This is a genomic window from Streptomyces sp. NBC_01232, assembly GCF_035989885.1.
Taxonomy (GTDB): domain Bacteria; phylum Actinomycetota; class Actinomycetes; order Streptomycetales; family Streptomycetaceae; genus Streptomyces.
This window is the reverse complement of sequence record NZ_CP108518.1, coordinates 4,214,500-4,233,418: the sequence shown is the minus strand read 5'-3', so window position 1 is coordinate 4,233,418 and position 18,919 is coordinate 4,214,500. Positions and strand designations below refer to the sequence as shown.

Here is an 18,919-nt window from a genome sequence, read left to right as displayed (position 1 = left end):
ACGCGGCCCGCCCGGTGGCCGGGCCGCGTGATCGAGGCTGCTGCGCTCAGGACGACGGGCCGAGCACCTTGATCTCGCTGATGCCGCCCCGGTAGCCGCCTTCCCCGTCGGCGGGCAGTTCGGCGATGCGGACCAGCACGTAGCGGGTCTGGACCGGCTCCTTGAGCGTGACGTGGAGCTTCTTGTCGGTGCGTTCCAGCTTGCTGATCGACTGGTTGAAGTCGGCCAGCGAACCGGGGTGGCCGGCCGACGGCTGCGCGGCGCGGACTTCGACCTGCTGGCCGGCCACGTACAGGTCGATGTCGAGTTCGGACACGTTCTGGACCTTGCCGAGGTCGACGACGATGCCGCTGCCGTCCTTGCGTTCGTCCAGGTTGCCGAAATTGGCATAGCCCTTGTACTGGAGCGTGACCCAGGCGGTTCCCGGATTGCCGTCGGCGGCCTTGCCGGCGTCCTTCGGCTTGGTCGCGTCCGCGTTCGGCGAGAACTCGGACGCCTCCGTGATCTGCAGCGGCGTACCGGGTGCGGGATCCTTCGGGTTGTCGTCGGTGCCCGGGTTGGGGTTGTTGTTGGTGGTGCCGCTGTTGCCCGTCTGGTTTCCGCGGCCCAGGAGGCGGTCGGCCAGTTGCCAGCTGCCCAGGCCGAGGGCGGCGATGAGCAGGGCGGCCACGCCCCACTTGAGGGCCCGGCCGGTGCGGCTCTGCAGCGGGGGCGGCGGGGGCGCGACCGGGCGGCTCTGGACCGTGTTCACGCCGGGCGGCGTGGGACGGCCGTAGTTGCCCTGCTGGTAGGTGGTGTGCTGGTACTCGGGCGGGGCGGTGAAGGCGGGCTCCGGCGGCCGGATGCGGGGCATCGCGGCCACGGCCTTGGCCAGTTCGTCCGGGGTGGTGCAGGCGGGCTCCTGCCGGGAGGCGGTGGCTCCGTCGTTGGCGAGCGCGCGCATGGCGAGTTCGCCCAGGCCCCGGTGGACACCGGCGCGTACCTGGTCGGGGGCGATCAGACCCACGCCCTTGGGCAGGCCGGTGAGGCCGTACGCGTCGTTCTCGTAAGGCCAGCGCTGGGTGAGGGCGGCGTACAGGAGTGCGCCGATGGCTTCGGTGTCGGCGCGCTGCGGGGTCTCGCTGGTGATGCCGCGCAGGGCGGCGTTCACGGCGAGGCCGCGGATGCGGTACTGGCCCGTGGAGGTGCGCAGTATCGCGCTGGGCGTCAGCCGCAGGTGGGCGAGACCTTCACGGTGGGCGGCGGCCATCGCCTGGGAGACCTGGCTCACGAGCTGGTAGGCGTCGTGGGCCTCCAGCGGGCCCGCGGCGAGGATCGCGGTGAGTTCGGTGGCGTCGGGCAGCCATTCGTGGACGACGTAGACGACGTCGTTCTCTTCCACGGCATCGAGGACCTGGACGAACCGTGGGTCACCGAGCAGGGCGGAGGACCGGGCGGCGGCCAGGACGGAGCGTGCCCGCGCGTGGTCTGCGGGCATCAGGTGCACACCCACGGCCCGGCGCAGTTTCTCGTCCATCGCGCGCCAACTGCTGAATCCGTCCACACGGGTGACGCACTCTTCCAGCCGGTAGCGTCTGGCGAGTTTGTGCCCGCTGTGGAGTTCGGGTGCGGCCGCAGGGGCCGGGTTGGTGCGTTCGCCGTCCTTGTCGGGCATGGGTCCGTCCGCGGCTCGTCCGTTCTGGGTGTCCACCCCGTCGGACGTGGCCTGTGCCGCCTGAGCGGTCAGCGGCTCATTGCCGCTGTTGTCGGCCACGTCGACGGCAGCCGTGCTACGTTCCGCCACCGTCGTTCCTGCCTCCCCATCCGTTGCGCGCTGTAGGTCAGTCTGCGAAGCCAAGCCAATTGTGCCCACAGTCCGACGCTAAGCACGACACACGAAAGGGGGCGACGGTTGTGCGCATCAGCGCCCCAAACGTCCGCGGACCATTCCGACCATCGCGTTGAGCTCTTCGATCCGCATGCGCTTGGCGGCGATGAGGAACACCGCGGCCAGTGCGATCCCGCCGACGAGGAGGGCGGCGGCGGAGCCGGTCACTCCGCTGCCCAGCCACTGGGTGACCCCGTACGCGGCCGCGCCGGCCACGGCGGCGGCCGGGACGCAGGCGCCGGTGAGGCGGGTGTAGGTGCGCATCACGTGCGCGCCGTCGAGGTCGCCGCCGAGGCGGGTGCGCAGCCGGCGCCAGGCGACGCCCACGCCGACGGCGTAGCCGAGGCCGTAGGCGGCGGCCATGCCGACGACCGCCCACCGGGCGGGGAGCACGAAGAAGGAGAGCGCGGAGACAGCCGCGTTGACGGCGGCGACGATGACGGTGTTGTAGAAGGGCGTGCGGGTGTCCTCGTAGGCGTAGAAGCCGCGCAGGACGACGTACTGGATGGAGTACGGGATCAGCCCGAGCCCGAAAGCCATCAGGATGTAGCCGATGTTCTGGGCGCCCGAACCCGAGCCTGCGTAGAGCAGGGTGGCCATCGGGACACCGAGGGCGAGGAACGCGAAGGCGCAGGGCACGATCGCGACGGCCGAGGTGCGCAGCCCGTAGGAGATGTCGTCGCGGACGGCGGCGGCGTCCCCGTCGTGGGCGGAGCGGGAGATGCGGGGCAGGACGGCCGTCATGACGGAGACGGTGATGATCGCCTGCGGCATCTGCCAGAGCAGCAGCGCGTAGTTGTAGGCGGTGATGCCGGTGCCGGGGTGGCCCTGCTTCTCGGCGACGGATCCGGCCCAGGTGGCGAGCTGGGTGACGACGACGAGGCCGACCTGGTTGGCGAGGACGAAGAAGAACGTCCACTTGGCCAGGCGGGCGGCCTTGCCGAGGCCGTGGCCCCGCCAGTCGAAGCGCAGGCGCGGCTTGAAGCCCGCGTCGCGCAGGTAGGGAAGCATGGCGAGGGCCTGGACGGTGAGGCCGAGCAGGGTGCCCAGACCCAGCAGGCGCACGCCTTCGGCGGTGACGGTGGTGGCGTTGACGCCGGAGGTGGTGAAGCCCCCGAAGGCCCAGATGAAGGCACCGAAGGTGGCGATGACCACGATGTTGTTGAGGACCGGGGTCCACATCATCGCGCCGAAGCGGCCGCGGGCGTTGAGGATCTGACCCAGGACCACGTGGACGCCCATGAAGAACATCGTGGGCAGGCAGTAGCGGGCGAAGGCGACCGCGACGTCCATCTGCTGGGGGTCCGAGGCGATCTTCGGCGACATCATCGTGATGAACACCGGTGCGGCCAGGACGCAGATGGTGGTGATGCCGGCCAACAGCACCACGACGAGGGTCAGCAGCCGGTTGGCGTACGCCTGCCCCCCGTCGCTGTCGTTCTTCATGGCCCGGACCAGCTGCGGGATGAAGACGGCGTTCAGGGCGCCACCGCCGACCAGCACGTAGATCATCGTGGGCAGCGTGTTGGCGATCTGGTACGTGTCGTTGAAGGTGCCGACGCCGATGGCACCTGCGATGACCAGGGTCCGCAGGAAGCCGGTGATGCGGGAGACGATCGTGCCCGCGGCCATCAGGGCGCTGGACTTCAGCAGGCTGGAGGCGCGTCCGGCCGGCTTGCTCGGTGCCGGCGCGGCCACGGGAGCGTCCTCGGCGGGGGTACGGGGTGCCGCCTCCTGGTCCCGGTACAGGTGCGCGAAGGCGTCGGGCTCCGGCTGCTCCTCCGATGCGCTGGTGACGAGGGAGTCCACCCCGACGAACTGCGTCGTGGTCGCGTGGTCGCCGTACGGCAGGTGGCGCGAGGGGCCGTCCGGCTCGGGCGCCGGGGTCTGGGCCCACACGTGCGGGTCGGGAGCGTACGAGGGCGCGGCCGGAGCCGCGTAGAGCGGCCCGGGCTCCTGGTAGGTACCCGGGGGCGGCGGAGGGTGCGAGGCCCGGTCGTAGAGCACCTCGGCGACGGGGTCCTGGGCCGACAGGTCCTGGGACCGGTACGGGTCGTGGTCGTAGGCGTCCTGGACATACGGGTCACGGTCCGGCGCGGGCGCAGGCACGGGAACCTGCCCGGGCACCGGGGTGCCCGGGGCAGTGCCCTGGGCGGGCGCGGGCCCACCAGTGCCCTGCGCGCGGTCACCGTCGTACGGCGCGTTCATCGAAACCCCACCTCATCGTCCCCAGGCCGACCGGCCACGGCGTCAATCAACGGTCCACTGTCTCACTCGTGCCGGACCCGTCGGTGCTTTGCGCTCCGGTGTCCGGGGACTCGTCACTCGGCTGCGTGCTCTCCTCGGCGGCCGCGCGTGCCGCGACGCGCTTGCGGCTGGCGTACATCTTGATGCCTGCCAGGACCAGGAGGAGCACACCGCCGGCGATCACGAGCATGACGGTGGGGGTGATCTCGGTGGCTTCGACGGTGAACGTGCGTGCCTTGCCGTAGGGGATGCCGTCCTTGGTGAACAGCTGGGCCGTGACCTCAACGGGTCCGCTCGCCGTGGCGTTGGCGGTGAACTTGACCGTCTGGGTGTGGTCGCCCTGGACGGTGACCGGCTGCTCGCTGTCGCTGAACATCAGGCGGGTCGGGTTGGCGGACTTCACCCGCAGCACGAGGCCGTGGACATCCTGGACCAGGCTGTTCTGCACGCTGACCGGGATGGTGGCGCTGTGTCCGGACAGGGTGGCGTCGGACTTGGGGACGACCTTGACCTTCTCGGTGAGACCGATCAGGTAGTCCTGCACCTGGTCCCGGTAGAGGCGGGCCTCGTCGGGCCGTCCGCGCCAGGAGGTGGACATCTCCCGGTTGGTGGTGTTGCCGAAGGGGATCTCCACGCGGTCCGGCGCGGCGAGGATCACCTTGAAGCGATCGAGGGTGTTCTGCGTGGCGCGGATCTTCTCGAAGGCCGAAACCGGGAGCTCCTGCTTGCGCAGGTCCTCGGGGTACTGGCCGGCGCCGGGCACCTGGGTGGTGGCGCCGGGATCGGGCTTGGCGGCGGCCGCGGCCTCGAGGTCCCCGGGCTGGGTCCAGCGGCCTGCCTGGAGGCCGCGCAGGGCGGCCGCCATCGTCTGCACCTGGCTGACGCCGGGCATCCGCTGCGGGGCGACGACGAAGCTGCGCTGCTCCTCGGTCTTCTGCAGGTTCAGGGCGAGGCTGTGGGCGAGGAACCGCTGCACGGCGAGCGTGGAGGCCCCGGCGTTCAGCATGTCGCCCTCGAAGGCGGTGGACAGATCGGCGTCGGCCACCACGGCGGTCGTGCCGGCGCCGATGGGGCGGGCGGCCGAGGGCGTGTAGCCGAGGGCTCCGCTCTCCACGAGGCTGTCGCTGCGGGTGAGGACGTTGTGGGCGCCTGCCGAGGTGGCGACATTCACGATCGAGGGGTCGATGGCGCCGTTCACGGGCCAGGAGAAGTCGGTGGACGCGGGGACGTGCAGGACCGTCTCGACGGCCTGCTTCGCCTTGTCGGTGGCGGGGCGCAGCTGGCCCAGGGTGCCCGAGACGTCCTTGCCGCGGTGGGCGAGGGAGGCGAGGTCGGGGTCGGCGAACGGCAGGGCGACGACCTTCTTGCCCTGGACGGCGGCCTCGAGTGAGCTGAGCCACTGCTCGGCGACGGCCCGGTTCTTGCCCTGGACGGGCTTGCCGCCGCCGGGGCCGCGGACCCGGTAGCCCTTGGTCATCGCGTCGACCGTGTAGAGCAGGTCGGGGTCGATGACCCAGGTGATCGGCAGGTCCTTGCCGAGGGTGACCATCTGCTCCAGGCGGCCGCCCGGCTTGAGCTCCTCGACGAGGGAGTCGTCGAGGAAGACGGGGGTCTGGAGCTCGTCGGAGCCGGTCTCCGCCGTCACGCGGGTGGTGGAGATCAGCGGCCAGGCGTAGGTCAGCTGGGAACGCTTCGCGGCGGCTTCCGGCTGCCAGGGGAGGAAGGTCCGCTTGATGCCCAGCACCTGCTCGGAAGGCCGGCTGTCGGTCACTCCGGACAGGGAGACACCGAGCGGATAGACGCCGTCCTTGTCGAGCTCGAGCTTGTTCACCGGGATGGTGAGCGTGAAGGACTGGCTGACCTTCGACGGCAGCGAGGCGATCTTCACCGCGTGGGCCGGGTCGATCTCGCCCGGGTCGGCGCCGGCCCGGAAGCCGGTGCGCTCCGCCGCCTCGTCGATGGACGAGCGGTCCGTGAGCGCGGACCCGACGCGCAGCCCGACGTGTGCGTCGGTGATCGTCTCGGAGCCGGTGTTCAGGACGGTCCCCTCGATGGTCAAGGTGTCGCCCTTGACCGGCGCCGCGGGGGCCATGGAGACCAGCTGGACGTCCACGGACGAGGCCTGAGCCGCCTCGGCCCGGGGCGCGGGAGAGTAGATCAGCGCGGCCAGCACGGGCGTCCCGGCGAGCAGAACGATCGCGCGCCGCAGCCACCGGCGCCGGGCAGGAGCGGGGGACGCCCCCTGGATGTCTGCCGCCTCGGCCACGCGCTAGCCCGTCCCTCGAAGTGTCAGTGGTCGTCTTTTCTGCGTCCACGCATGGTAACGAGGCCCGCTGTGTGCGAGTGCCGCGCCTTGCTCCACATGATCGGCTCAGGGCCGGGTCGGGAGCGTACCGGGGTGGCCACAAAACGGGGCGGCCCCCGGTGGGCCGGGCACGTACCCTTTTCAGTTGTGCCGAACGCCAACGAAGACAACCCCAGTGCCCTGAGTCAGGTGCAGCTCCGCGCGGTCAGTGAACTGCTGCGGGTCGCCCCTGTCGCCGACGAGCTCGGCCGCCGATTCCAGGAGGCGGGCTTCCGCCTCGCCCTGGTCGGTGGGTCCGTCCGCGACGCGCTGCTGGGGCGTCTCGGCAACGATCTCGACTTCACCACCGATGCCCGCCCCGAGGACGTTCTGAAGATCGTCCGGCCGTGGGCGGACTCGGTGTGGGACGTCGGCATCGCCTTCGGCACCGTCGGGGCGCAGAAGAACGCGCTCGTCGGGGACGTCGTACGGAATTTCCAGATCGAGGTCACGACGTACCGCTCGGAGGCCTACGACCGTACGTCGCGCAAGCCCGAGGTCTCCTACGGCGACTCGATCGACGAGGACCTGGTCCGGCGTGACTTCACGGTCAACGCGATGGCCCTGGCCCTGCCCGAGCAGGAGTTCATCGACCCGCACGGTGGCCTGGAGGACCTGGCGGCCGGGGTGCTGCGCACTCCCGGAACCCCGGAGGACTCCTTCTCCGACGATCCGCTGCGGATGCTGCGGGCGGCGCGGTTCGCCGCGCAGCTGGACTTCGAGGTCGCCCCGGAGGTCGTGGCGGCCATGAAGGCGATGTCCGAGCGGATCGAGATCGTGTCCGCGGAGCGGGTCCAGGGCGAGCTGAACAAGCTCATCCTGTCCGCCCACCCGCGCAAGGGTCTGGGACTGCTGGTGGACACGGGGCTGGCCGACCGGGTGCTTCCCGAGCTGCCCGCGCTGCGGCTGGAGCGTGATGAACACCACCGGCACAAGGACGTCTACGACCACTCGCTGATCGTGCTGGAGCAGGCGATCGCACTCGAGGAGGACGGCCCGGACCTCGTCCTGCGGCTCGCGGCTCTGCTGCACGACATCGGCAAGCCCCGCACCCGCCGCTTCGAGAGCGACGGCCGGGTCTCCTTCCACCACCATGAGGTGGTGGGCGCGAAGATGACCAAGAAGCGGCTCACCGCTCTGAAATACTCCAACGACATGATCAAGGACGTGTCCCGGCTGGTGGAGCTGCACCTTCGCTTCCACGGCTACGGCGACGGGGAGTGGACCGATTCCGCGGTGCGGCGCTACGTCCGCGACGCCGGTCCGCTGCTGGAGCGTCTGCACAAGCTGACCCGGTCCGACTGCACCACGCGCAACAAGCGCAAGGCCAATGCCCTCTCCCGCACCTACGACGGGCTGGAGGAGCGCATCGAGCAGCTGCAGGAGCAGGAGGAGCTGGACGCGATCCGGCCCGACCTGGACGGCAACGAGATCATGCAGGTACTCGACGTGGGCCCGGGCCCGGTGATCGGCAAGGCCTACGCCTTCCTCCTGGAGCTGCGGCTGGAAAACGGCCCGATGGGGCGTGAGGCCGCTGTCGTCGCGCTGAAGGAGTGGTGGGCCTCGCAGGCCTGAGCCTGAAGCACCCGGGGCGATGTTTCACGTGAAACATCGCCCCGGGTGCTTCAGGGATGGTCGTCGTGGACACCGGTCGGCCGGGCGCGGGAGATGTTTCACGTGAAACGTCGCTCGTGCCGGGCCAGCAGCACCGCGGTCGCGGCGTAGAGCACGGCCACGATGAGTACCAGGAGTACGGACCGCCCGTCGGTCGGGAGCATCAGGGAGGCCACCGCCGCCGCGCCGACGAAGGCGACGTTGAAGAGCACGTCGTAGACGGAGAAGACGCGGCCGCGGTAGTCGTCGTTCACCTGGGACTGGATCTCCGTGTCCGTGGCGATCTTGGCGCCCTGCGTGGCGAGGCCGAGTACGAACGCGGCGACGAGCATCGGTCCCGGGGTGAAGGACAGGCCAAGTGCCGGTACGAGGACCGCGGCCCCCGCGGAGCAGGCGGTGATCCAGCCGAGGGTGCCCAGCCTGCCCACCATCCAGGGCGTCACGACGGCGGCGGCGAAGAATCCGGCCCCGGAGGCGCCGACGGCGACTCCCAGCAGGGCCAGGCCGTCGGCCTCGTTGTCGGACCAGGAGTAGCGGCAGAGCATCAGCAGCATGACGAACAGGGCCCCGTAGCAGAACCGCATCATGGTCATCGCGGTGAGCGCCCGGGCCGCCCGGGGCCGTGTGGCGAGGTGCCGCAGGCCCTCGGCCATCCCTCGCACCGTGAGGGCCACCCCTTCGGTGACCGACGGGTGGGCCCGGCCGACGGGGTGGTCCGGCCCGAGGAGGCCGATGGCCAGCTGCAGGGAGACGAGGGCTGCGCAGAGGTACAGCCCGGCTCCGAGGAGGACGACGAGGGCATTGGAGTCCGATGCCAGCAGCCGGACGAGGAAGGCCAGCCCTCCGCCGGCCACCGCAGCGAGGGTCCCTGCGGTGGGGGAGAGCGCGTTGGCGGTGACCAGCTGGCCGGGTCCGACGACGTGGGGCAGTGACGCGGCGAGCCCGGACAGCACGAAGCGGTTGACTGCGGTCACGGACAGCGCCGAGGCGTAGAACAGCCAGTCGGGCACCTGCGCGACGATCAGCATCCCGGTGACGCAGGCGAGGAAGGCCCGCAGGAGATTGCCGTAGAGGAAGACCTGGCGGCGGCGCCAGCGGTCGAGGAGCACCCCGGCGAAGGGTCCGATCGCCGAATAAGGCAGCAGCAGGACCGCCATGGCGGAGGCGATGGCTGCCGGTGAGGTCTGCTTCTCCGGGGAGAAGACGACGTAGGTGGCGAGTGCGACCTGGTAGACGCCGTCCGCGGCCTGGGAGAGCAGCCGTACGGCGAGCAGGTTGCGGAAATCCCTCAGGCGCAGGAGTACGCGCAGATCACGTACGACAGGCATGAGGGCAAGGGTCACATACGCGGAGGGTCCCCGGGCACATTGCCCAGGGACCCTCCGCGGAAGAACAGCCGAAGTCCAGGTGTCGGTGCGACCCTTGGGTTCGGTTAGCGCTCGACCTCGCCCTTGATGAACTTCTCGACGTTGGCCAGGGCCTCGTCGTCGAAGTACTGCACCGGCGGGGACTTCATGAAGTAGCTGGACGCCGACAGGATCGGGCCACCGATACCGCGGTCCTTGGCGATCTTCGCGGCGCGCAGGGCGTCGATGATGACACCGGCGGAGTTCGGGGAGTCCCACACCTCGAGCTTGTACTCGAGGTTCAGCGGGACGTCGCCGAAGGCGCGGCCTTCGAGGCGGACGTAGGCCCACTTGCGGTCGTCGAGCCACGCGACGTAGTCGGACGGGCCGATGTGGACGTTCTTCTCGCCGAGCTCACGGTCGGGGATCTGCGAGGTGACGGCCTGCGTCTTGGAGATCTTCTTCGACTCGAGGCGGTCGCGCTCGAGCATGTTCTTGAAGTCCATGTTGCCGCCGACGTTGAGCTGCATGGTGCGCTCAAGACGGACACCGCGGTCCTCGAACAGCTTCGCCATCACGCGGTGCGTGATGGTGGCGCCGACCTGCGACTTGATGTCGTCGCCGACGATCGGGACACCGGCCTCGGTGAACTTGTCGGCCCACTCCTTGGTGCCGGCGATGAAGACCGGGAGGGCGTTGACGAAGGCGACCTTGGCGTCGATGGCGCACTGGGCGTAGAACTTCGCCGCGGCCTCGGAGCCGACCGGCAGGTAGCAGATCAGGACGTCGACCTGGCGGTCCTTGAGGATCTGGACCACGTCGACCGGAGCCTCGGCGGACTCCTCGATCGTCATGCGGTAGTACTTGCCCAGACCGTCGTAGGTGTGGCCGCGCTGAACGGTCACACCGGCGTTCGGGACGTCGCAGATCTTGATGGTGTTGTTCTCGCTGGCGCCGATGGCGTCCGAAAGGTCGAGGCCGACCTTCTTCGCGTCGACGTCGAACGCGGCGACGAACTCGATGTCACGCACGTGATAGTCGCCGAACTGGACGTGCATCAGACCGGGGACCTTGGCCGCCGGGTCGGCGTCCTTGTAGTACTCGACGCCCTGCACCAGCGAGGCGGCGCAGTTGCCTACGCCGACGATGGCTACGCGAACCGAACCCATTCCGGTTGCTCCCTGTTTGTTCTCGGACGAGGTCTGCGAGGTGCAGGCCTCATTTTTCAGTTTCGTCGGACGGACCGGATCGTCTCCGATCCCGTCCCGCCCGCTCACTCTCGATGAGCTCGTTCAGCCAGCGCACTTCGCGCTCCACGGACTCCATGCCGTGCCGCTGCAGCTCAAGCGTGTAGTCGTCGAGACGCTCCCGCGTCCGGGCGATCGAGGCGCGCATCTTCTCCAGACGCTCCTCAAGCCGGCTGCGGCGGCCCTCCAGTACCCGCATGCGCACGTCTCGTTCGGTCTGGCCGAAGAAGGCGAAGCGGGCGGCGAAGGACTCGTCTTCCCAGGTGTCGGGGCCCGTGTGGGAGAGGAGCTCCTCGAAGTGCTCCTTACCCGCGGCCGTCAACCGGTAGACGATCTTGGCGCGGCGCCCTGCGAGTGAAGCGGCGAGAGCGTCCTCCGGAGCGTTGCCCGGTTCTTCGATCAACCAGCCGTTGGCGACCAGCGTCTTCAGGCAGGGGTAGAGCGTCCCGTAGCTGAAGGCTCTGAACACCCCCAGCGAGGTGTTGAGCCGCTTGCGCAGCTCGTAACCGTGCATGGGGGATTCGCGGAGCAGGCCGAGGACGGCGAACTCGAGGATGCCTGAGCGTCTGCTCATCCGCCTTCCTCTCCTCCGCCCCTGAGTCTTTATACCGAGCTGATGTATCGACTCGATACATCCAGACGATAGAACGGGGCGCCCTGATCGACAAGGGGAGACATGGTGACCGGTGTCACATCACCAATTCGCACCAGGCAGGTTGCCTGATTTGGGGTGAACTTCGGCACTGGGCGCGTTTTGAGCGTGCGTAGTCTGTGGGCGATGACACCGGGGGGACACCGGAACTAATCTGCCGCTTCCAGGCCACTCGCCTGCCCGAGGAGTAGTCGTTCGATGAGCGAGCACCGCCGCAAAACGCCGCAGCCCGAGGGTGGTGGGCGAGCCTCGGCCCGCCGCGCCGCCCAGCAGCGCCCCGCAAGGGGCGGGGCCGGACGTGACGTCCCCACGGCGTCACACAGCGGTCCGTACGCACCGCAGTCCGCCCAGGGCAGCCGTGCAGAGGCCCGCAGGGCCTCCCAGAGAGGGACCGCCGGCCGCGGTAGGGCCACCACGCGCGGTACCGGGCGCCCGGACAAGCGCCTCATCAACTACCCACGGTCCGACCGGGACGGCTGGAAGCGCTTCGTTCCGTCCTGGAAGTTCGTCTCCGGCACCGCCCTGGGCGTCTTCGCGGTGATCATCGCGGGTGCCGGCATCGGCATCGCCATGGTGAGCACGCCGGACCCGAACAAGGCCGCCCAGGCGCAGAACAACGTCTTCTACTGGGCCGACGGCAGCCAGATGGTCGCGACGGGCGGTTCGATGAACCGGCAGATCGTGCCCATCTCCAGCATCCCCCGGTCGATGCGGGACGCCGTGATCGCGGCGGAGAACGAGTCCTTCGAGACCGACAAGGGCGTGGACCCGATGGGCATCGCCCGCGCCGTGTGGAACATGGGCACGGGCGGCTCCACCCAGGGCGGCTCGACCATCACCCAGCAGTACGTGAAGAACACCTACCTGGACTCCGACCAGACGCTCAAGCGCAAGGCCACCGAGCTCTTCATCGCGATAAGGCTGGGTGTGTCCGAGCGCAAGGACACGGTCCTCGCGGGCTACCTGAACACCGCCTACTACGGCCGGGACGCCTACGGGATCCAGGCAGCCGCCCATGCCTACTTCGGCAAGGACAGCCAGGACCTCAACCCCTCCGAATGCGCGTTCCTGGCCGCCATGCTGAAGGGCCCCAACCTCTACAACCCGGACGGCGGCATCGGCGCCGCGGCAACCCCCGAGCTCAACGAGAAGCGGGCCCGGGAGCGCTGGTCCTGGGTGCTGGACCGCGAGGTCGAGGTCGGCCGGATGGACAAGGCCGAGCGGGCGAAGTACACCGACGCCGACTTCCCCCCGCGCGTCGACTCCGAGCAGGCCCGCGGCATGACCGGCCAGATCGGATACCTGGTCGACACGGCCAAGGCCTACGTGATGAAGGTCAAGGGCATCACCCCCGAGCAGATGGCTCTGGGCGGCTACCGGATCAAGACCACCTTCGAGAAGCCCAGGGTGGACGCCCTGGTCAAGGCGGTCGAGGACACCCGCAACGGGCTGATCAACGAGAAGGAACGCCCCGAGACCGACACCTTCGTGCAGTTCGGCGCGGCCTCCGTGGACGTGAAGACCGGAGCCATCGTCGCCCTGTACGGCGGCCCGGGCTGGGACCACAAGTACTTCAGCAACAACGCCAACACCAGCGGTGTCCCGGTCGGCTCGACCTGGAAGCCGTACGTGCTGGCGGCCGCGATGGAGTACGGCACCCAGAACTCCAAGGGCAAGGGCATCTCGGTCGACAGCAAGTACCAGGCCAACGACCTCACCGTGATCAACAACCGTGAGGGCAGGCCCCTGCGCGACGCGTCGGGCAACCCGTTCAAGCAGAAGAACGAGAGCCCCACCCCCTTCGGGTACGTGACCCTGAACGAGGCGATGGAGAAGTCCATCAACGTCCCGTTCGCGCAGCTCGTCTTCGATGTCGGTCACGACAAGGTCAGGGCCGTGGCCAAGTCCACGGGCATCCTGGAGGAGTCGATGAACCCGAACACCGACGCCTCCTTCGCCCTCGGCACCTCCACCCCCAGCGCGATCCGGATGGCCGACTCGTACGCGACCTTCGCCGCCTCCGGTACGCACCGCGAGCCGTTCTCGGTGAGCAAGGTCGACAAGAACGGCGAGGAACTGTCCGGCTTCGAGCCGCCCAAGGACCAGCGGGCCATGGACAGCGACATCGCCAACAACATCACCAAGGTCCTGGAGAACGTGGTCCAGAACGGCACCGCGACCAAGGTCAAGAAGCTCGGCCGGCCGGCCGCCGGCAAGACCGGTACCACCGACGAGAACAAGTCGGCGTGGTTCGTCGGCTACACCCCGGAGCTGTCCACCTCGGTGGCCCTCTTCCGCACCAACCCCAACTCGGCGGACAAGAAGCTGATCTCCATGAAGGGCGTGGGTGACATCCCCTCCCTCCACGGTGGTGACATCCCGGCCGAGATCTGGACCGAGTACATGCGCGATGCCCTCAAGGGCGTCCCGGTCAAGGAGTTCCCGGAGGCCGAGGACATCGGCGTCACCGCCGACTCCGCCGGCGCCCCCTCCCCCTCGCCCTCGGTCGTCGCCCCGCCGTCGCCGTCCCCGTCGACCGTCCCGCCGGCCTCCCCGTCGCCGTCGCCCTCCCCGTCCAAGAGCGGCCGGCCGTGCCGGCCGTGGGAGCTGTACTGCGACCCGGAGACCACGCGCGGCACCACCAACGGAGGCACGAACACCGGCACCAACTCCGGCACCACCTCCGGAGTCATCGGCGGTCCCAGCGGATCACCGTCTCCGTCGCAGTCCGGCAGACCGGGCCGCCCGGGCGGCACCACCGGCGGGATCGACGACTTCAACCCCGAGTGACCCGTACCGCCGCTCCGTGAACCCGGGAAGGCCGCCGCACCCGCCGTGCGACGGCCTTCCCCCATGTCCGGCGCCGTACGGCAGGATGAGCGCATGACGAAGGTGCACGAGGACCGCCCCGTACTGCCCACGCAGCAGGACGAGGTCGCCGCAGCCGGCAGTGAGCTCATCGGCGGCCCCCTGGGCCGCTACGCCAGGCTCGGCGGCCACTGGCTGGGGCCGGTCCGCGTCGTGGCCCTCATCGCCATCGGCATGTTCGCGCTGGGCATGGTCCAGAAGCTGCCCTGCTACGACTGGGCCTGGTTCCGGGGGGCGGGCTCCCAGTACACCCACGCCTGCTACTCGGACATCCCGCACCTGTACGCGGTGCGCGGCTTCGCGGACAACCTCACGCCCTACTTCGACCGGCTCCCCGGTGACATGGAGTACCTGGAGTACCCGGTGCTCACCGGGCTCTTCATGGAGATCGCCTCCTGGCTGACCCCGACCGGCGGCTCCATGCAGCACCGCGAGCAGATGTACTGGATGGTCAACGCGGGCATGCTGATGGCCTGCGCGGCCGTCATCGCCGTGTGCGTCGCCCGCACCCACCGCCGGCGCCCCTGGGACGCCCTGCTCTTCGCCCTGGCGCCCGCCTTCGCCCTGACGGCGACGATCAACTGGGACCTGCTGGCCATCGCGTTGACCGCCGCCGGCATGCTCATGTGGTCCCGCGGGCGGACGGTCCTCTTCGGCGTCTTCATCGGCCTGGCCACCGCGGCCAAGCTCTATCCCGTCCTGCTGCTCGGCGTGCTGTTCGTGCTCTGCTTGCGGGCCGGGAAGTGGCGAGAATTCGGCCTGGCCGCCTTCGGCGCGGCCCTGGCCTGGTTCACCGTGAACCTGCCCGTCATGCTCTTCGCCTGGGACGGCTGGACGAAGTTCTACACCTTCAGCCAGGAGAGGCCCATCGACTTCGGCTCCGTGTGGCTGCTGATCTCCCAGCGCTCGGGCAACCCCCTGGTCGATGCCAACACGTACGCGACCGGGCTGACGCTCCTGCTGTGCGGGGCCATCGCCCTGCTCACCCTGACCGCCCCGCGCCGTCCGCGGTTCGCGCAGTTGGCCTTCCTCGTCGTCGCCGCCTTCATCCTGTGCAACAAGGTCTACTCGCCGCAGTACGTGCTGTGGCTCATCCCGCTGGCCGCGCTGGCCCGGCCCCGCTGGCGGGACTTCCTGATCTGGCAGGCCGGCGAGGTCGTCTACTTCCTCGGCATCTGGTTCTACCTCGCCTACACGAGCAGCGGTGACAAGCACCAGGGCCTGCCCGTGGAGGGCTACCAGCTGGCGATCGCCGCCCACCTGCTGACCACCCTGTACCTGTGCGCGGTCATCGTCCGGGACATCCTGATGCCCGAGCGGGACGTCGTACGGCGGGACGGCTCGGACGACCCCTCGGGCGGCGTCCTGGACGGGGCCGAGGACGTGTTCGTGCTGGCGAACGCGGCGAGGGCGCCGCAGTACGCGGCGCCCTCGGACGGACAGCGGGTCGACTGGGGCGCGGGCCCCAAGGACTGACCGCGGACTCAGGCGTCGAGCACCCGGTCGAACTGCGTGGTGGTGTGGCGCAGGTGCGCCACCAGCTCGTCGCCGACCTTCGGCTCGGCGGCGTCCGACGGCACGAACAGGATCGACACCTGCATGTGCGGAGGCTCCGCGAACCAGCGCTGCTTGCCCGCCCACACGAAGGGCGAAAGGTTCCGGTTGACGGTGGCGAGGCCCGCCCGGGCGACTCCCTTGGCGCGCGGCATCACACCGTGGAGCGCCTTGGGGGCCTCCAGGCCCACCCCGTGCGAGGTACCGCCGGCGACCACGACCAGCCAGCCGTCGGAAGCGGCCTTCTGCTGGCGGTAGCCGAACCGGTCGCCCTTGGCCACACGCGTGACGTCCAGGACCGCGCCCCGGTACTCGGTGGCCTCGTGGTCGCCCAGCCACAGCCGGGTGCCGATGCGCGCCCGGAAGCGGGTCTGCGGGAACTGCTGCTGCAGCCGCGCGAGCTCCGTGGCCCGCAGATGGCTCACGAACATGGTGTGCAGCGGCAGCCGGGCCGCGCGCAGCCGGTCCATCCAGCCGATGACCTCCTCGACGGCGTCCGAGCCGTCCGGGCGGTCCAGGGGCAGGTGCAGGGCGAAGCCCTCCAGGCGGACGTCCTCGATCGCGGAGTGCAGCTGTCCGAGGTCCTGCTCGGAGATGCCGTGGCGGCGCATCGAGCTCATGCACTCGATGACCACCCGGGCCCCCACCAGACCGCGCACGCCGTCGAGCGAGGCGACCGAGCGGATGACCCGGTCGGGCAGCGGCACCGGGTCCTCGCCCCGCCGGAACGGGGTGAGGACGAGCAGGTCGCCGCCGAACCAGTCCTTGATGCTGGCGGCCTCGTACGTGGTGCCCACGGCCAGGATGTCGGCGCCCATGCGGGTCGCCTCCTCGCAGAGCCGCTCGTGGCCGAAGCCGTAGCCGTTGCCCTTGCAGACCGGGATCAGCCCGGGGAATTGGTCCTGGATCTGCTTCTGGTGCGCACGCCAGCGCGCGGTGTCGACGTAGAGCGTGAGCGCCATGCCCGTCCGGAACCTCTCCTGAGAAGCTGCGTGGTGCAGCGGTGCTGTCTGTGTGTGGGGCGGGGTGGGTGCCGGGTCAGCGGCGCGACATGTAGATGTCGAGGGCCTTGTGCAGCACCTTGTTGAGCGGGAAGTCCCACTCGCCGACGTACTCCACGGCCTCGCCGCCCGTGCCGACCTTGAACTGGATCAGACCGAACAAGTGGTCGTTCTCGTCCAGCGTGTCAGAGATGCCGCGCAGGTCGTAGACGCTGGCGCCGAGCGCGTAGGAGTCGCGCAGCATGCGCCACTGCATCGCGTTCGAGGGGCGGACCTCGCGCTTGTGGTTGGCGGAGGCGCCGTACGAGTACCAGACGTGCTGGCCGACGGTGAGCATCGTGGCGGCGGCCAGCGGCTCTCCCTCGTGCGTGGCGATGTAGAGGCGCATCCGGTTGGGGTCCTCGGAGTTGAGGGCCGTCCACTGGCGCTGGAAGTAGCTGAGCGGGCGCGGGCGGAACTTGTCGCGCTCGGCCGTGATCTCGTACAGGTGCTGCCAGGTCGGCAGGTCTTCGTAGCCGCCCTGGACGACCTCGACGCCGGCCTTCTCGGCCTTCTTGATGTTGCGGCGCCACAGCTGGTTGAAGCCCTTGAGGACGTCGTCCAGCGAGCGGTTGGCCAGCGGTACCTGGAAGACGTAGCGCGGCTGGACGTCACCGAAGCCGGCGCCGCCGTCCTCGGCCTGCTGCCAGCCCATGCGGCGCAGCTTGTCCGACACCTCGAACGCGCGGGGCTCGATGACCGAGGCCTCCACGTCGCGCAGGCGCTTCACGTTCGGGTCCTGGATGCCGGCCTTGATGGCGGTCGAGTTCCAGCGGCGGATGACGACGGGCGGACCCATCTTCACCGTGAAGGCGCCCTGCTGCTTGAGGTGGGCCAGCATCGGCTGGAGCCACTCCTCCAGATTCGGGGCGTACCAGTTGATGACCGGGCCCTCGGGCAGGTACGCGAGGTACCGCTTCACCTTGGGCAGCTGCCGGTACAACACGAGGGCCGCGCCGACGAGTTCATCGGACTCGTTGAACCATCCGAGGTTCTCGGAACGCCACTCGTTCTTCACGTCGGCCCACGCCGGGACCTGGCAGTGGCTAGCCGAGGGCAGGCTCTGGAGGTAACCCAGATGCTGCTCTCGGCTGATGGTCCTCAGGGACAGGCTCATGCGGGGCGTCTCCTCCGGCGGCTTCGCTGGCTATGGCGCGAAGCCTACTGCGACAGGGGCGCCACCCTTCTGGGGGACGGGCCGTGGGCCCGGGCCGGTGCCTGGCCGGCGCCCTGCCGCCGAGGAGTCCCGGTGCGGCCGGTCAGCCGCCGAAGAGGCCGCCGTGGAACATGCCGAGGTAGAAGCCGATGGCAGACGCGCCAAGGCCGATGATCAGCGCGAAGCGCTCGCGTGTCGTGACGGAGACGAACTGTCCGTACGCACCCGTCAGGATTCCGATCAGCCCGGCCCACGAGCTGATCAGGTGCAGGTTGTGGAAGAAGGCCGTGACGAACGCCACGGCGCCGAGGGTCAGGGTGACCGCCATCAGGGTGTCCTGCAGCGGATGGGGCTTGCCGTCGGTGGAGAGCAGGGAGATCTGAGGGGGCCGCATTGCCTGTGCCATCGGAAGGCACCTCCTGGCTGAAGCTGGCGGTGCTGCGGGCTGCCTCCGGCATGGGGCCGCAGGCCTAGCACCGAGCACACCCGATGGATACAGATTGTGGCCCTCTCCCGCCGGATTTCAACCGGAAGGAGTCGAGCAGGTAGTCTGTACAGCTGCGCGGTGTCTGCTCTGCGGACGCCGTGCTTACGCATCACGACCCTCCTGCCACGGAACGACCGTGGCCGCTGAGTCCAAAGGAGGTGGGTTCCACATGCGTCACTACGAAGTGATGGTCATCCTCGACCCCGATCTCGAGGAGCGCGCTGTCTCCCCGCTGATCGAGAACTTCCTTTCTGTCGTCCGTGAGGGCAACGGAAAGGTCGAGAAGGTCGACACCTGGGGCCGTCGTCGTCTCGCTTACGAGATCAAGAAGAAGCCCGAGGGCATCTACTCGGTCATCGACCTTCAGGCCGAGCCTGCGGTCGTCAAGGAGCTTGACCGACAGATGAACCTGAACGAGTCGGTTCTCCGGACCAAGGTCCTTCGCCCCGAGACCCACTGAACTTCGGTTCAGCGGTAATCGGGATCGAGTAGCACAG

Annotated in this window: 13 protein-coding genes; 4 read left to right on the top strand and 9 right to left on the bottom strand. The window is 69.4% G+C overall.

All coding sequences use genetic code 11. From position 1 onward, the window contains the following. Positions 1–46: 46 nt before the first annotated feature. The 3 genes from OG444_RS19535 to OG444_RS19525 form a co-directional block, all read right to left on the bottom strand. Positions 47–1,783, bottom strand: coding sequence for a protein kinase family protein (locus OG444_RS19535; RefSeq protein WP_327263373.1), 1,737 nt, complete (start codon positions 1,781–1,783; stop codon positions 47–49). Between the two features lie 117 nt (positions 1,784–1,900). Next, on the bottom strand, positions 1,901–4,075 hold the full coding sequence (gene murJ, locus OG444_RS19530) for a murein biosynthesis integral membrane protein MurJ (protein ID WP_327263372.1): 2,175 nt from the start codon (positions 4,073–4,075) through the stop codon (positions 1,901–1,903). A 46-nt stretch (positions 4,076–4,121) separates the two neighbouring features. Further along, the gene (locus OG444_RS19525; protein WP_327263371.1) at positions 4,122–6,380 is read right to left on the bottom strand and encodes a DUF6049 family protein; all 2,259 of its coding nucleotides are present in this window, start codon (positions 6,378–6,380) and stop codon (positions 4,122–4,124) included. A 186-nt stretch (positions 6,381–6,566) separates the two neighbouring features. On the opposite strand from OG444_RS19525, the gene OG444_RS19520 reads away from it, so the two are divergent. Next, the gene (locus OG444_RS19520) at positions 6,567–8,033 is read left to right on the top strand and encodes a CCA tRNA nucleotidyltransferase (protein ID WP_327263370.1); all 1,467 of its coding nucleotides are present in this window, start codon (positions 6,567–6,569) and stop codon (positions 8,031–8,033) included. 98 nt (positions 8,034–8,131) lie between these two features. Here the strand turns inward: OG444_RS19520 and OG444_RS19515 are convergent, their stop codons facing one another. The 3 genes from OG444_RS19515 to OG444_RS19505 all read right to left on the bottom strand — a co-directional run bounded on the left by OG444_RS19515 (position 8,132) and on the right by OG444_RS19505 (position 11,239). Further along, positions 8,132–9,400 carry an MFS transporter gene (locus tag OG444_RS19515; RefSeq protein WP_327263369.1) on the bottom strand — a complete coding sequence of 423 codons (1,269 nt, stop codon included), beginning with the start codon at positions 9,398–9,400 and terminating at the stop codon, positions 8,132–8,134. Between the two features lie 104 nt (positions 9,401–9,504). Beyond that, positions 9,505–10,587 carry an inositol-3-phosphate synthase gene (locus OG444_RS19510; RefSeq protein WP_327263368.1) on the bottom strand — a complete coding sequence of 361 codons (1,083 nt, stop codon included), beginning with the start codon at positions 10,585–10,587 and terminating at the stop codon, positions 9,505–9,507. Positions 10,588–10,636: 49 nt separating this feature from the next. Then, the gene (locus OG444_RS19505; RefSeq protein ID WP_030008393.1) at positions 10,637–11,239 is read right to left on the bottom strand and encodes a PadR family transcriptional regulator; all 603 of its coding nucleotides are present in this window, start codon (positions 11,237–11,239) and stop codon (positions 10,637–10,639) included. A 276-nt stretch (positions 11,240–11,515) separates the two neighbouring features. Here OG444_RS19505 and OG444_RS19500 point away from each other — a divergent pair, with 276 nt between their 5' ends. Together OG444_RS19500 and OG444_RS19495 are read left to right on the top strand one after the other, a co-directional pair. Then, entirely contained in the window at positions 11,516–14,107 is a 2,592-nt protein-coding gene (locus OG444_RS19500; RefSeq protein WP_327263367.1) for a transglycosylase domain-containing protein, read from the top strand. A gap of 93 nt (positions 14,108–14,200) precedes the next feature. Further along, positions 14,201–15,661: a glycosyltransferase family 87 protein gene (locus tag OG444_RS19495; RefSeq protein WP_327263366.1), complete on the top strand. Its 1,461-nt coding sequence runs from the start codon at positions 14,201–14,203 to the stop codon at positions 15,659–15,661. An 8-nt stretch (positions 15,662–15,669) separates the two neighbouring features. On the opposite strand, the gene OG444_RS19490 is transcribed toward OG444_RS19495, so the two are convergent. The 3 genes from OG444_RS19490 to OG444_RS19480 form a co-directional block, all read right to left on the bottom strand. Beyond that, on the bottom strand, positions 15,670–16,701 hold the full coding sequence (locus OG444_RS19490; RefSeq protein WP_327263365.1) for an alanine racemase: 1,032 nt from the start codon (positions 16,699–16,701) through the stop codon (positions 15,670–15,672). Between the two features lie 76 nt (positions 16,702–16,777). Continuing rightward, positions 16,778–17,896 carry a lipid II:glycine glycyltransferase FemX gene (locus OG444_RS19485; protein ID WP_327263364.1) on the bottom strand — a complete coding sequence of 373 codons (1,119 nt, stop codon included), beginning with the start codon at positions 17,894–17,896 and terminating at the stop codon, positions 16,778–16,780. Positions 17,897–18,038: 142 nt separating this feature from the next. Next, entirely contained in the window at positions 18,039–18,341 is a 303-nt protein-coding gene (locus OG444_RS19480) for a hypothetical protein (protein ID WP_030008388.1), read from the bottom strand. Positions 18,342–18,591: 250 nt separating this feature from the next. Between OG444_RS19480 and rpsF the strand changes: the two genes are divergently transcribed. Then, entirely contained in the window at positions 18,592–18,882 is a 291-nt protein-coding gene (gene rpsF / locus OG444_RS19475) for a 30S ribosomal protein S6 (RefSeq protein WP_004950685.1), read from the top strand. The last annotated feature ends 37 nt before the right edge of the window (positions 18,883–18,919 follow it).

Coding starts and splice junctions, on each gene's coding strand:
- OG444_RS19500 (WP_327263367.1), top strand. CDS start 11,516: ATGAGCGAGCACCGCCGCAAAACGCCGCAGCCCGAGGGTGGTGGGCGA.
- OG444_RS19505 (WP_030008393.1), bottom strand. CDS start 11,239: ATGAGCAGACGCTCAGGCATCCTCGAGTTCGCCGTCCTCGGCCTGCTC.
- murJ (WP_327263372.1), bottom strand. CDS start 4,075: ATGAACGCGCCGTACGACGGTGACCGCGCGCAGGGCACTGGTGGGCCC.
- OG444_RS19495 (WP_327263366.1), top strand. CDS start 14,201: ATGACGAAGGTGCACGAGGACCGCCCCGTACTGCCCACGCAGCAGGAC.
- OG444_RS19485 (WP_327263364.1), bottom strand. CDS start 17,896: ATGAGCCTGTCCCTGAGGACCATCAGCCGAGAGCAGCATCTGGGTTAC.
- OG444_RS19480 (WP_030008388.1), bottom strand. CDS start 18,341: ATGGCACAGGCAATGCGGCCCCCTCAGATCTCCCTGCTCTCCACCGAC.
- OG444_RS19510 (WP_327263368.1), bottom strand. CDS start 10,587: ATGGGTTCGGTTCGCGTAGCCATCGTCGGCGTAGGCAACTGCGCCGCC.
- rpsF (WP_004950685.1), top strand. CDS start 18,592: ATGCGTCACTACGAAGTGATGGTCATCCTCGACCCCGATCTCGAGGAG.
- OG444_RS19515 (WP_327263369.1), bottom strand. CDS start 9,400: ATGCCTGTCGTACGTGATCTGCGCGTACTCCTGCGCCTGAGGGATTTC.
- OG444_RS19490 (WP_327263365.1), bottom strand. CDS start 16,701: ATGGCGCTCACGCTCTACGTCGACACCGCGCGCTGGCGTGCGCACCAG.